14 protein-coding genes and 1 other RNA gene are annotated in these 13,572 nt (G+C 40.9%); 9 read left to right on the top strand and 6 right to left on the bottom strand.

The window, feature by feature from the left end; translation table 11 throughout:
• Window positions 1–9: 9 nt before the first annotated feature.
• From rpsF to ssrA, 5 genes are all read left to right on the top strand, one after another.
• Window positions 10–414: a 30S ribosomal protein S6 gene (rpsF, locus tag ACTQ9S_RS01905; protein WP_068036200.1), complete on the top strand. Its 405-nt coding sequence runs from the start codon at window positions 10–12 to the stop codon at window positions 412–414.
• Window positions 415–430: 16 nt separating this feature from the next.
• On the top strand, window positions 431–661 hold the full coding sequence (gene rpsR / locus ACTQ9S_RS01910; RefSeq protein ID WP_010198808.1) for a 30S ribosomal protein S18: 231 nt from the start codon (window positions 431–433) through the stop codon (window positions 659–661).
• A 26-nt stretch (window positions 662–687) separates the two neighbouring features.
• Complete coding sequence (rplI, locus tag ACTQ9S_RS01915; protein WP_068036202.1) at window positions 688–1,206, top strand: 50S ribosomal protein L9; 519 nt, start codon at window positions 688–690, stop codon at window positions 1,204–1,206.
• A 292-nt stretch (window positions 1,207–1,498) separates the two neighbouring features.
• Window positions 1,499–2,821: a questin oxidase family protein gene (locus ACTQ9S_RS01920; protein WP_440453500.1), complete on the top strand. Its 1,323-nt coding sequence runs from the start codon at window positions 1,499–1,501 to the stop codon at window positions 2,819–2,821.
• 114 nt (window positions 2,822–2,935) lie between these two features.
• Window positions 2,936–3,294, top strand: a transfer-messenger RNA (tmRNA) gene (gene ssrA, locus ACTQ9S_RS01925).
• 165 nt (window positions 3,295–3,459) lie between these two features.
• On the opposite strand, the gene ACTQ9S_RS01930 is transcribed toward ssrA, so the two are convergent.
• The 3 genes from ACTQ9S_RS01930 to ACTQ9S_RS01940 all read right to left on the bottom strand — a co-directional run bounded on the left by ACTQ9S_RS01930 (window position 3,460) and on the right by ACTQ9S_RS01940 (window position 5,564).
• Window positions 3,460–3,900, bottom strand: a complete 441-nt coding sequence (locus ACTQ9S_RS01930) for a hypothetical protein (protein ID WP_068036206.1) — start codon at window positions 3,898–3,900, stop codon at window positions 3,460–3,462.
• Window positions 3,901–4,236: 336 nt separating this feature from the next.
• Window positions 4,237–4,707 carry a hypothetical protein gene (locus ACTQ9S_RS01935; protein WP_068036208.1) on the bottom strand — a complete coding sequence of 157 codons (471 nt, stop codon included), beginning with the start codon at window positions 4,705–4,707 and terminating at the stop codon, window positions 4,237–4,239.
• A gap of 185 nt (window positions 4,708–4,892) precedes the next feature.
• Window positions 4,893–5,564 (bottom strand): alpha/beta hydrolase, encoded by a 672-nt coding sequence (locus ACTQ9S_RS01940; protein WP_068328134.1) that lies wholly within the window; start codon window positions 5,562–5,564, stop codon window positions 4,893–4,895.
• Between the two features lie 370 nt (window positions 5,565–5,934).
• Here ACTQ9S_RS01940 and ACTQ9S_RS01945 point away from each other — a divergent pair, with 370 nt between their 5' ends.
• From ACTQ9S_RS01945 to ACTQ9S_RS01955, 3 genes are all read left to right on the top strand, one after another.
• The gene (locus ACTQ9S_RS01945; RefSeq protein ID WP_440453502.1) at window positions 5,935–6,744 is read left to right on the top strand and encodes a response regulator; all 810 of its coding nucleotides are present in this window, start codon (window positions 5,935–5,937) and stop codon (window positions 6,742–6,744) included.
• 54 nt (window positions 6,745–6,798) lie between these two features.
• Window positions 6,799–8,523, top strand: coding sequence for a two-component system sensor histidine kinase CreC (creC, locus tag ACTQ9S_RS01950; RefSeq protein WP_440453504.1), 1,725 nt, complete (start codon window positions 6,799–6,801; stop codon window positions 8,521–8,523).
• A gap of 174 nt (window positions 8,524–8,697) precedes the next feature.
• A complete protein-coding gene (locus tag ACTQ9S_RS01955) occupies window positions 8,698–8,883 on the top strand; it encodes a hypothetical protein (protein ID WP_068328145.1) in 186 nt (61 codons plus the stop codon).
• Between the two features lie 149 nt (window positions 8,884–9,032).
• On the opposite strand, the gene aroC is transcribed toward ACTQ9S_RS01955, so the two are convergent.
• A complete protein-coding gene (gene aroC / locus ACTQ9S_RS01960) occupies window positions 9,033–10,136 on the bottom strand; it encodes a chorismate synthase (RefSeq protein WP_440453506.1) in 1,104 nt (367 codons plus the stop codon).
• A gap of 65 nt (window positions 10,137–10,201) precedes the next feature.
• Window positions 10,202–11,368, bottom strand: a complete 1,167-nt coding sequence (prmB, locus tag ACTQ9S_RS01965; RefSeq protein ID WP_440453508.1) for a 50S ribosomal protein L3 N(5)-glutamine methyltransferase — start codon at window positions 11,366–11,368, stop codon at window positions 10,202–10,204.
• 418 nt (window positions 11,369–11,786) lie between these two features.
• Between prmB and ACTQ9S_RS01970 the strand changes: the two genes are divergently transcribed.
• The gene (locus ACTQ9S_RS01970) at window positions 11,787–13,205 is read left to right on the top strand and encodes a L,D-transpeptidase family protein (protein WP_203226467.1); all 1,419 of its coding nucleotides are present in this window, start codon (window positions 11,787–11,789) and stop codon (window positions 13,203–13,205) included.
• A gap of 126 nt (window positions 13,206–13,331) precedes the next feature.
• On the opposite strand, the gene ACTQ9S_RS01975 is transcribed toward ACTQ9S_RS01970, so the two are convergent.
• The gene (locus ACTQ9S_RS01975) at window positions 13,332–13,544 is read right to left on the bottom strand and encodes a hypothetical protein (RefSeq protein ID WP_068036223.1); all 213 of its coding nucleotides are present in this window, start codon (window positions 13,542–13,544) and stop codon (window positions 13,332–13,334) included.
• Window positions 13,545–13,572: the final 28 nt, after the last annotated feature.

The raw sequence follows: 13,572 nt of genomic DNA on the forward strand, positions 1-13,572 counted from the left end.
GGAGTCCAAATGAGACATTACGAGCTGGTGTTAATTGTACACCCAGACCAAAGCGACCAAGTGGTCGGCATGGTTGAACGCTATATCAAGTTGGTTCAAGACAATGGCGGTGTTATCCATCGTCTAGAAGATTGGGGCCGTCGTCAACTGGCTTACCCAATCAACAAGATTCACAAAGCTCATTACGTTCTTTTCAATATTGAGACTGACGGTGAGACTTTAGCTGAGCTTGAAGAATTATTCCGTTATAACGACGCGATCATTCGTAGCCTAGTTATGCGCCGTGACGACGCTATCACTGAAGAGTCGCAGTTAGCTAAGAATGCCGATGAAAAACGTGCACGCAAAGCAACTACTCGTCGTCCAGACAGTCGTGAAAACGATAATGACGACAACGACAACAGTGAAGACTAATTAAAGGAGAATACTCATGGCACGTTTCTATCGCCGTCGCAAATTCTGCCGTTTCACTGCTGAAGGCATCACTCACATCGATTATAAAGATGTTGAATTGCTAAAACAGTATATCAGTGATAATGGCAAGATTGTACCAAGCCGCATTACCGGTACATCTACTAAATATCAGCGTCAACTAGCGACTGCTATCAAGCAAGCTCGTTATTTATCGCTACTTCCATACACTGATAACCATCAGGGTTAACCGTTAACTTTAACTAGGAATGACTCATGCAAATTATTTTGTTACAGCGTATCGTCAACCTTGGTAAACTCGGTGAAACTGTCGATGTGAAACCAGGTTACGGACGTAACTTCCTTATCCCTCACGGCAAAGCGCTACCTGCTACGGCAGCTAACGTTGAAAAGTTCGAAGCACGTCGTGCTGAACTTGAAGCTGAAGAGGCAAAAGAAATCAATGCCGCCAAAGAACGTGCTGACGCATTAACTGATGTTAATGTCATCATGCGCGCTAAATCAGGTGACGAAGGCAAACTATTCGGCTCTATCGGTACTCGTGATATCGCTGAAGCGTTAACTAACTCAGGCTTAGAAGTTGATCGCTCTGAAGTTAAACTTCCAGAAGGCGCTTTACGTCAAGTTGGCGAATATAACGTTGATATCCAATTGCATCATGACGTTACTGCTAGCATCTTAGTTACTATTCTTTCTGAAGATGGTAATGACGAAGATTTAGTTGATGACGAAAATGAAGCACAAGACGAAAATGAAGACTATTCTGAAGAGTAATCTTTAGAAAGTTTGAATCAAGTCTAAAAAAGCCAGTAACTTCAAGTTACTGGCTTTTTTTTGTTTCTCAATAATTATAGAGTCTTGGGGACTATTTCAGTATCACGCACTATATGAGAATATGCTGTAGGATGAAGCTTGCAAAGTATTTCTACGTAAAACTATTTGATATAGAAGCAACAGCCTATTACTATAAATGTTATTAACCTATTTTAGATTCTTATCATAATGCCAAATAGTAAGATAAGCATCGCTTTAGCGTTATACGATTATTATGAATTAGAGTGTTCACATGACATTTTACTCAAAGCCAAATTATTCTGACCATCTGCATGAGTGGCTTAAGCGTGGTAGAAACTGGCACATTGAATATGGTGACTACTTATCAAATCATATCACTCATAATTGGATTGCATTAGACGCTGCTGGTGCTAGTCAAGAAAAAATGCAGTGGTGGCAAGATACTTATACTCATAATGCCACTAACGATACATCTCAAAGCGCTGCAAAAAAGCCAGGAATGTTAGAATCGCCTCGCAGTAACCCGATTGATTATACAGAAATAACCGATGCCAACTGGTTGAATAATTTGCAGTCTATTCGGATTGCCTTTCCTTTATATCGTAATTTTTTTGATAAAAAAATAGCAGAGCTAGGATTAAGCGCCTGCCTTAAACGCTACTACCCTGCGCTGTCAGAAGGCATGGCTGGTGCAGCGTTTCATCCTGTGATACATACGGGCTGGGCCGTTGATGTTGACTCTGATGACATGGCAGCGGAAGGGTTGGCATATATGGCAACCGCATTCCAACCATTAGCTACCGGTTCAATCCATACCGAACATCAGCTTTGGTCCCCTGATGCGCCACGCCCTATAGAAGCGCTTGAGAAAGTCCTAAACGACGATAGAATACCGCAACTGACTGAAAAAGCCGATTTATTAAGTAAAACTGAAGACTATAAAAGGCTAAATAGAGGTAGTTTTCAACAGCGCTTAATCACTTTTGACAATCCGGATGAGCCGATGTCGCTATTTCTCAATGAGATGGTGACGCTTAAACTGCCTGATATCGGGCAAGATCTGACTTCATCAATTGAAGAGTTGACTGTTATTGCCACAACTGTCTTATACAGCAGCGACAATGAATTTTTTATACTTCATGGACTAACGAGCTTATACGCTGTTTTATGTGTATTGCCACATCTTGATGAAAGCGCCCAACGCAATGCTTTGGGTTATTGGTTTAGAGTACTGATGGCTACTATCATAATTCAGGGAAGTCCTGGAATGACCGATGCAGTTACCTTACTTAAAAAATGGCTTGTTGATAAAGAAGAAAGCAAGACTGTCGGTTATCAGTTAAATGAGGAGAAAAAAGCATGGTGGCTACAAACCCTACAGTCTACTATAGACAGTCTTGATGAGCATGTACCAAAGGCAGTTTATGTTTTGAAGCGCTGGGCTGAATGGCAGTCATTTTCAAAATCATCACATGAGGTTTATGTTAAAGCGGCTCGCAATATAACAAAACCTAATGTGAATGGCGAGCTGCAAGATAATCTATGGTTTAGTAACACCTTCACAAAAGCTTCAGAAAGTAAAAACAAGAAGTGATAACACACCTATGATACTCTTCTATGTTTATCATAGGTGTGTTATCAAGTGTAACGACTTAGCATTACCCTATTGCCAAAACTGGCTATGTCTATTATAATACGTCGTTCTATTGGGGATGTTCTGGCTTCGACGCTGGTGATGAAACTCAATGATGCATGTCGAGAGTGTATGTCCTCTCGTTAATCAAACATATATTGTTATAGTCGCAAACGACGAAACTTACGCTCTAGCAGCTTAAACCCTGCTTACTTGGTTGCTGATCACCTACAGTTGGTTAACTAAGTTGAAGCGTCCGCATGTAGGCTCGCCACAAGGGATTGTCTCAATCGCTTGGGTTCAAAAGTAGAGAATCGTCCAATCCATCCTGACTGTCGGATCGGTGCGGATTAAAGCCAAAGACAGAAACTAAACATGTAGATTCATGAGCGTAATGCTGGCGGACGCGGGTTCAACTCCCGCCATCTCCACCAAATATTAAAAAACCGATCACTCAAAGTGGTCGGTTTTTTTTATCCTTAAAATCCCTAGCCTTGGTATGTTTGCAGTCTAATTGGCAACATTCTGTATTCAGGCTCAAAATTATATACTTAGGCTATTATCTGAACCCTTTCTTTATAGTTCTGCTATTAGCTTGCTTATTGCGTAGCAGGATTGTCGAGAGCCCATTTATATAGCTTCCTAAGACCGTAACTTGCTGGGTCTACCAGCTCTAACATATCTGCACAGGCCTCAGAACAAAACAATCGACGTTCAGGATTATAAAACCCCGGAATTACAGTTCTAATTAAAGCAAGGTAGTCATACTTAAAGTTTTGACGCCTATTAAACCAACGTAGAGCATAGTCGATATCACACATAACTGGTATCAACACCCAGTGACTAGGCTCCATATGAATGGTCTTACGACGCAAACCACCATCACGATGGCTTGAGCTAATACAATCATAGCGCTGCCCACCTAAGTTCTTAATTACAAGCTCGCAATGACTGTAGGGCGAACGATCAATCATACTAATAATACGGTCTAGTGCCTTACCCTGCTTAGCAATATAGAAAGCCAAATAAGTAATTTTCATAGCAAATCTCCAGAAGTTTCTTCATCAGTCAAATTTTAGACTTTGCTGAACTTCAAAATTGCTCTGACATTTTAACTAACGAATTTGTGGATTAATGACCTTATAAATTTATCTCTGTTACAGTATATTTTTATCATCTCACATAACTATTGTCTTAGCAAAATCCTCTTAAGTAACTAACGAGCGTTCAGGTTTCGCTATTTCTATTGGATATAAAAAACCAGCCACTTAAAGTGACTGTTTTTTTGTTTTATATGTCTATAGTTACTATCATTTTAACAACGTTTTTTAAATATATATTTTCACACAATAACCTAGGACATGCCCTCATAAACTTCAAAAAAGATCATCTGGCTCTTCATTTAATAAGCTAGTAGTAGAATTTAATATAGCCCATCGATATAGCTTTTTGAGGCCATAACTTCCAGGGTCTACCAGCTCTAGCATATCCGCACAAGCTTCGGAACAAAATAAGCGATATACAGGGTTATAAAATCCTGGTATCTCAGGTCTAAATAAAGCAAGGTAATCGTATTTGAAGTTGCGGCGCTTATTAAACCAGCGCAGGACATAGCCCATATCACACATGACTGGTATCAATACCCAGTGACTGCCTGACATGTCAATATTTTTGCGTCGCAATCCGCCATCACGATAGCTTGAACTAATACAATCATAGCACTTATTACCATGATCGCTGATTATCAGTTCGCAATGACTATACGGTGAACCATCAATTACACTAATGATTCGGTCTAGCAGCTTACCGTGATCGGCAATATAAAAAGCCAAATACGTGCGTTGCATGGTCACTCTCCAAAGGACCTTATAACTCTATATTATAGAAATTTATTCATACCACTATATTGGTCATTATAAGTAGATAACCCTCTTTTTACTGTGATTAGTTGTAGTAACATAAAACAAAAGCCAACCATATAATATGGTTGGCTTTTATTGCATATTCTCAAAATAACAGAATCTCAAGAACTTTAACTCAAAATTTTGTTTAACCACTTACCGATATTTTGAATCTGCGGCATACACACCTGATGTGCCATCGGATAAGTATTATACTCAACACCATAGCCCTTCGCTGCTAGTAATTGATGTGCCTGCTCACCCAGAATAACAGGCACAACAGGATCATGAGTACCGTGTTCAATTAATATTGGCATGTCTTTGTTAGCAGCACTATAGTCGATGTTATCATTGGTCGCAAGATAAGTAGATAGCGTCATCAATCCTGCCAAGCGCTTTGGATAACCCAGGGCGACATGATAAGCCACTGCCCCGCCCTGCGAAAAGCCTGCAATGACAATATGTTCAGGTAACACGCCACGCTCAATCTCACGACTAATCAAATCATGTATTTGCTGCGTAGACTCTTCAATCTGAGCGATATCGACTTTGCGTTCAAGACTCATCTCCAAGATGTCATACCATGCTGGCATCACCATACCACCATTGACAGTCACTGGACGCTTAGGCGCATGCGGAAAGATAAAACGTACTGCCATATCATCAGCCAAACCTAGCTGAGGTACGACTGGCTCAAAATCGTGACCGCTAGCACCCAAACCATGCAACCAAATAACAGCTCTATCTATCTTCTTTTGTGATGGATTATGCTCAACAATGACCGCATCTAAATAATTATTCATATTTCCTGTATTCCTTTTGTAGAAAACCACATATTTAAAAAACTCATATTTCCAATAGTAGAGGCATTTGCCATACCTCTAGTTTCTTCTTTATTATCATAATGCCCGTTATTTTACAGCCTTTAAGCAAAACTGCTAATCAAAAACTCATAGATTAACCAATCCAATTTCCATCAATTTTTCACATCGTTTGATAGGAGATGGCAAAATATGACCATGCTTTTATGCTACGATAATTTAATAATTTTGGCATAGCACTCTAGCTACTTTATGACGCCCTATTATTATTTTTCAATGTTCGTATATCTATGAGCGTTATTCACGCCAATTCATCATAAATTATTTTTTCTTATACAACGATATAAAGCCTATGACCCATATTTTATTGGTAGAAGATGACCCCGCTATTGCTATGTCTCTCAAAGTTACTTGCAAACGTGAAGGCTGGAAAATAACTTGGCTAGATAATGCTAGTAGCGTGCTGCCGATGCTACATAGTAATGAGGTGCAAGACTTATCAGCTATTATTTTGGATGTAGGACTACCAGATGGTGATGGTTTAAGTTTATGCCAACAAATACGCCATACGCCTGCTATTGGCACGCTAAAAGATGTGCCTGTGGTATTTTTGACCGCGCGTAGTGATGAGGTCGATCGTATCTTGGGTTTAGAGATGGGCGCTGATGACTATTGTGCAAAGCCTTTTAGTCCGCGAGAATTGGTCGCACGCTTAAAAGCTATTTGGCGACGTGAACAGTTACTGTATGAGCAAAGCACTGCTCATAAAACAGCAATAGATAATGCGACTGACGACACTTCACCTAGCCTCTCATCTAGCGCATCCTCTTCTCATCATATGTCAGGGCAAGCGTTGACTTTTGAGTGCCAGTCTGGTATCTGGTATTACCAACCGCTCAATTACTCTTTAAAGTGGCAAGATCAAAAACTTGAGCTTAGCAATACGGAACGCAAAATTTTATTAACCTTATTACAAGCGCCCAATCAAGTCTTCAGCCGTGAACAGCTGTTAAATGCAGTGAGCGATTATCCAGATCATCGCCTAGCGCGAACGATAGACAGCCATATCAAGTCAATTCGCAAGCAGCTAGCGGCTGTCGATTCTAGCATTGATGTCATCCATACGCATCGCGGACTGGGTTATGCATTATGTCCTGCCTAGTTATATCTCACTTAGTACTGGCATTTTACAACTTTAAATAGCACTTCTAAAAATATGAACCATAAAGCAAACGCTAGCACTAATCAAAGCAACTGGTATGCAAAATTGCATCCTATTGGCACTGCGCAGCAAACGACTGAACCTAAACGATTACTGAACTTGAGTATTTTTTTTAGGATTTGGCTAGCCGTTGCTTTAGTACTTATCTTTTGCGGTGTGGTAGTGTTTACTCAGCTGTTTGGTTATGTCAAACCCACAGCACAACAAGTCATCGAAGACACTTTATTAGATACTAGTAAATTGCTCGCAGCAAGCTTGCAAGTGCCATTAACTTCAGGGCAGCTATACCAAGACGCCTATCAGGCCAAACTTGATGCTGCATTTATCGGCGTACCAGCCATTGATAAACCTATAAAACCAGCGGATAAAAACAAAAGTGGTAGTAGCGTTCGGATATATGTGACAGATAGCAAAGGTATAGTCATATACGATTCACTACCCGCCCCTGAAAACTCTGAGGGACAGGACTATAGTCGCTGGAATGATGTGTATTTGACCTTAAAGGGTCAGTATGGCGCGAGAAGCACCCCAGATATTAATAGCACACGTGGTAGCTCTATCATGTATGTGGCCCAGCCTATTAAGGATGCGTCTGGCGCACTTATCGGAGTCGCTAGCGTTGGTAAGCCAGTCGATAGCGTGTTGCCTTATCTAGACAATACTCGCAATCGTATGCTTCTTACTGCTTTGCTCATTAGTATTGTTGCACTGATCTTGGCAGGACTGGTCGCCTGGTGGCTGAAGCAAAGCATAACTCTAGTTATCCAATATACAAGTGCGCTGGCTGAGGATACCAAAAAGCCTTATTTTTACTTAGGTCATGAGCTTAATAGCCTGACAGACACTATTGAGACCATGAAATATCGCTTAGAAAACAGAGCCTATGTCACTGACTATGTCCATACCCTCACTCATGAACTTAAGAGTCCTTTAACGGCAATTCGTGCCAGCAGCGAGCTACTAGAGGATGATAGACTTGATGAAGAAGATCGGCAGATGCTAATCCAATCTGTCGGTGAACAAAGCATCAAAATGCAGCAGTTAATTGATCGACTGCTATTACTTGCCAAGATTGAGCAACCAAGCTTTAAGCTGAATCGGCAGCTGACACCTTTATTACCACTACTACAGACTCTAATAAAAGACAATGCCGCTAAGTTGCAACAGCAGCATCTAATACCTATTGAAATCTATATTGATGACAAACGCTTTACGGAAACAACCTCTTTATCCTCAGATATGTTGGCAAATACCAGCGTTTTTGCCGATCAGTTTTGGTTGGTGCAAGTGCTACAAAACGTAATGGATAACGCCATTCACTTTGCTGAGAGCACTGTCAGTATTGATATTCATAACACCGTGCAAACTGTAATCATCGATATCTTCAATGATGGCAAGTTATTACCTGGTTATGCGGTTGATAAAGCTTTTGACCGTTATTTTAGCCTATCTCATCAAAGTCAGGTTTTTGACAATCCATCAGTGCATTCATTGAATAAGAACCCAACACTAAGCGTTGAGAAAGAACAGTCTAGTATGTCTAGTAGCACCCTCAAGAAAGGCACTGGTCTTGGTTTAACTTTGGTCAAACAGGTGATTGAACATCACGGAGGCCATGTGGGCATTCGTAACATTAATGCTAACGATAATAGACATATTATTATAAGTAATCGTTCTGGCGTGATGGTTAGTATTACCCTACCCTTGGCTAAAAATTAAAAAGGTTGCGCAAAATAAATACTTGCTCTTTTCAATAAGTCTTTTTCAATTATTAAAAGCCAAATCATTGATGACAGTTCATAAACTTTCCATCATTCCTACATATGCTTTCTATCTCTTTGTTTTACGATAGCGTTATTCAAATTCGTAAATAAAACTTAAGAGAGAAATCCTATGCAAAATATTGTTATTAAAAGCTTGTTAGGTCAGAACCGCCATCATTGCGCACAGACTTTGTTAAATCAAGGCATCGACAGCATTGAATTTGGCCATTGGTTAGCCATCCCAAGTCAGCAATTATTATTGGTTTTCCGTCATCAGCAATGTGTGGCTATTGATGATTATCAATTGGCAGCTTAAGACTGCTATTAATTTGCCCACTAGAACGCAACCATCGATTGGGTAATTACCCTTTTAATCATCCACAAAAAAGCCCTTTGCTGTTTCTAATAATATTTCATTAGAAACAGCAAAGGGCTGATAGCTTTATAATATACTTTGAGGCGACTCTAAGTAATCGATGCTACCGGTTGCTTAACATCAGCGTTTTGACCACGATGACGCAGATAATGATCGAGCAATACAATCGCTAGCATGGCTTCTGCAATAGGCGTTGCACGTACCCCAACACAAGGGTCATGACGACCTTTAGTTAGCATATCAATTGCTTCGCCATCTGTATTTATACTCTTACCAGGGGTAGTAATACTAGAAGTTGGTTTAAGCGCGATACTGACACTGATATCTTGTCCTGATGAGATACCACCCAATATACCGCCAGCATGATTGGCAGTGAAGCCGGCTGGCGTCAGCTCATCACGAGAACTATGCCCAAACTGCCCTGCAACAGCCATACCGTCACCAATTTCTACGCCTTTGACCGCATTGATACTCATCATCGCATGGGCAATATCAGCGTCTAAGCGATCGAATACTGGCTCACCGAGTCCTACTGGTACGCCACTGGCAATAATCTCCAGACGCGCGCCGCAGCTAGTACCCTCTCGGCGTAGATTATCTATCAACGTCTCGAAGCGGCTAACTGCCTCTTTATCAGCAGTGAAGAACGGGTTGCTGTTCACAAAATCCCAGTCAATTTGGCTGGGGTCTGTGACGTTACTATATTCATTACCAATTTGGGTCACATGACCACGGATTTGTACACCCAAGCGATCTTGTAGATATTTCTTAGCAATAGCACCCGCTGCGACTCGCATCGCCGTCTCACGCGCTGATGAGCGACCACCACCGCGATAGTCGCGAAAACCATACTTCATACTATAGGTATAGTCGGCATGACCTGGGCGAAAAGTATCTTTAATCTCGCTATAGTCTTTTGATTTTTGATTGGTGTTACGAATTAGCAGACCAATAGATGTACCAGTAGTTTTACCTTCGAACACACCTGAGATAATCTCAACTTCATCAGACTCACGGCGCTGGGTTGAGTACTTAGAGGTACCCGGTTTGCGGCGGTCTAAATCCACCTGTAAATCTTCTGCGGATAATGCTAAGCCCGGTGGCACACCATCGACGATTGCCAACAAACCTGCACCATGCGACTCACCGCAAGTGGTGACCGTAAAAACCTGCCCAATACTATTGCCTGCCATATCTATCCTTAAACCAGTAAAATCTATGTACACATACTTAAGAGCGAATCATGAGTTTTGACTCATTACTGACTGTTATCCAGCAGCTGTACATAATGCGCAAATAACTCGCGATGCTCCATGAGCTCATCAAAAGTAATCGCAAAGACCCCATGACCACCGAGCGCAAATTTTAGCCAATCAAACTGAATATCTGGATAAGCTTGGCTAAGTGCCCACTCACTATCACCCACTTCACAGACAAGCAAACCTTCTGGACTTAGATAATCTGGCGCTTCAAATAAAATACGATGTACCAAGTCTAAACCATCTTGACCTGCGGCTAGCGCGTGCTCAGGCTCATATAAAAACTCAGGTGGTAGATCTGCCATGATGGCAGCATCAACATACGGTGGGTTGGTAACGATGAGCTCATACTGGTTTTCAGCTGGAATTTTCGCAAATAAGTCAGACTCAATCACATTGACTTGATGACCAAGGTCGTGATGATCGACGTTGACCATCGCCACTTCTAATGCGCCTTTATCGATATCAACAGCATCGACTAGCGCATCAACGAAACGTGTCGCCATTGCGATAGCAATACAACCTGAACCAGTACATAAATCTAAAATACGCTCAGGCTGTGACAATTGCTTCATGTCAAGTCCATGATCATAAAATGCTGCAGGTTGCTCATTGACAGTCGCACCAAGCGGCTTAGCAAGCTCATTGACATCGAAGTATGGATGGAACTGCTGACGAATCAATTCTGCTACAGGTGAGCGCGGGATGAGAACACGCTCGTCCACATAAAAAGGCAAATCACAAAAGTAAGCTAGGTTAATCAGATAGCTCAATGGCTTACGCTCAGCGATACGCTCTTCTAGTAAACTTAGCACCACTTGCTTTTCTAAAGAGGTCAGACGACAATCAAGTATTTGTTCGTTAGCCGCCCAGTCTAAAGATAAAGAATGTAAAACAATAGCGGATGCTTCAGCGAACTCGTCAGTGGTACCTTGTGCTACAACCACATCGTAATTGCGCAACTGCGTTACTGCAAAGCGAATAAAGTCACGTATACTAAATAGCTGCTCACGTGCTTCTTCAAGCTCGCCATGTAGATTCGCAAATTGTTCTGTCTCATTTCTTTCCAAATCATCTTGTAGATCATGCTCGAAATCTTGAGACTCCTGGCCGTTAAAATACTGATTTTGAAATTCTTCTGCACTCATGGTCTGGTGTTCTGACATATCGCACCTTGTTGATTACATGCTCATTAGTTACATGCTAGTTAATTAAATAAAACGCTGTTCATGCATTATAGACGCAAACGTTATGTAGCGCCAATAACTATAAGGGTTACCCTAATAAAACGTAACAGTAAGGTCTTTCACAGCTATATATCCAACCCTAAATCTCTAATAACTGTTTAATAATTAAACAATATTTATTAAATTTATGGGATGACAATATTACCGAAAACTTACTACAACAACGATTTGCGCAATATGCCAGCCAAACTATTAGCCAAATATCACTACATTGTATCTCATACGTCAACTGCTGATGTTTAGCACTATATCGACACAAAAAGATGTGTCAAAAGTTTGCTTAGAACCTGAATTATGCGCATAATAGCCACATTGTAACAACCTACTGTGAACAAATATGATGAAAATAAAACCACTTATTACTTCTATGTCTATCGTTGTACTTAGCGCTAGTATGAGTGTCAGTGCCCTTGCTGCACCTGATAATAATGCACGTACCTTACCAGTACGCACGGCTGACAAGTTACCTGGCATTGCTGTCTTAGCTAGTCTTGATGTTCAAGAGAATCGTAGCAGCTCAATCGATACTAATAGCTCAGTCTCTACGCCTAAAACGAAGCCTAAGACTACTGATAGTATGGGTGAGTTAATTGATACCAAGCAAGACAAAAAGACAGCATCTGCACCAAAAGCCGTCGCTGCTGACAATATGAGTGCTGCTGAGCTGACACGTAAAGATGAGCAATCTGACCGTACTGATGATATCAGTGAAGGCCAAGCTGTTGCCGCCCCTAGTGACGCTTCATCTATTGATTCAACAGACCCATTATCTTTTGAGCTACCTAAGTACGAACAGAGTTTGGATTTCAGCAATGATCCTACAATCAAGAGCATCGAAGATAAAGATGGAAAAAGATATACCACGCTCAATTTGTCAAATTATGCCAAGCAAGTAAACGACGCTACATGGTCGCCAAACATGAATGTCAACTCAGCGATGACTATCAAGATGCAAGCTTTGCTTGATTGGAATCATGCCTCTCCTGGCCCTATCGATGGTGGCTGGGGCATGAACAGTAAAAAGGCTTTGATCAACTTTCAAACGATGAAAGGCTTGCCAGCGACTGGTAATATGGATCAAAAAACATGGGATGCGCTAACTAAGAAAATCCCTGCTAGTAAGCCTGTACTAGTGACTTATACTCTGACTGATGATGATATTAAAACCAACTTTGCAACCACGCCTTCAGGTTCAGAAGCAAAGTCAAAAATGAAAGGCTTATATTATCAAGATATTAAAGAGATGCTTGCCGAACGCTTTCATATGGATGTACGCTACCTTGATAAGTTAAACAAAAACAAAAACTATCAAGCTGGTGAAACAATCACTGTTCTCAACACTCGTGGCCCGCTCAATGAGCGCATTAATCGTGTCGTTGCTGATAAAGCAAGCAAAACCCTATATGCTTATAATGGTGATAAGCTGGTTGCCACCTATCCAACTACGATTGGTAGTGATGCTACTCCTTCACCACAAGGTACCTTCAAGATCATCAATAGAGTTAAGATGCCATGGTATAAAGCGACTGTCGGTGAAGGTAGCGATAAAAAGATACATATGCTACCACCAGGACCAAACAACCCTGTTGGCGTCGTCTGGATGGGTTTATCCAAACCTTCTTATGGCATCCACGGTTCACCTAAACCTGAAGGTATTAGTCGCCAAGCATCAGCTGGTTGCGTGCGTCTAACTAATTGGGATGTATTAGAAGTCTATGCCAACATTGAAAATGGTGCGACAGTAATACTTAAATAACAACTAAACCAGTATCGCTTAATTAATGTATCTGAAAATAAAAAAGACCTTTATCATAAAGGTCTTTTTTTATTGGTTTAAATAGCGATTGATGTACGCAATAACTATTTATACTTTATACCCTTCTTATGCTTTATATCCTTCCTCATCGCCAGTAATACTGCCAATTTTTTTAGTGAAAAACAATCCAACTGGTACTGAGATTAGGATGCCGATCACTACAGCAATTTGTATATGGGGAATTTCATTAAATCCCGACACTAATGCTGCGACCATGAGTACGCCGATTACAACCGTTGCTGTCATTGAGTAAATCATAGAAAATAATGTCCAATTCATATCCTAATCCTCATAGTTTGTGTGGGTA

It is taken from the genome of Psychrobacter sp. ASPA161_9 (assembly GCF_051970275.1).
Lineage (GTDB): Bacteria > Pseudomonadota > Gammaproteobacteria > Pseudomonadales > Moraxellaceae > Psychrobacter.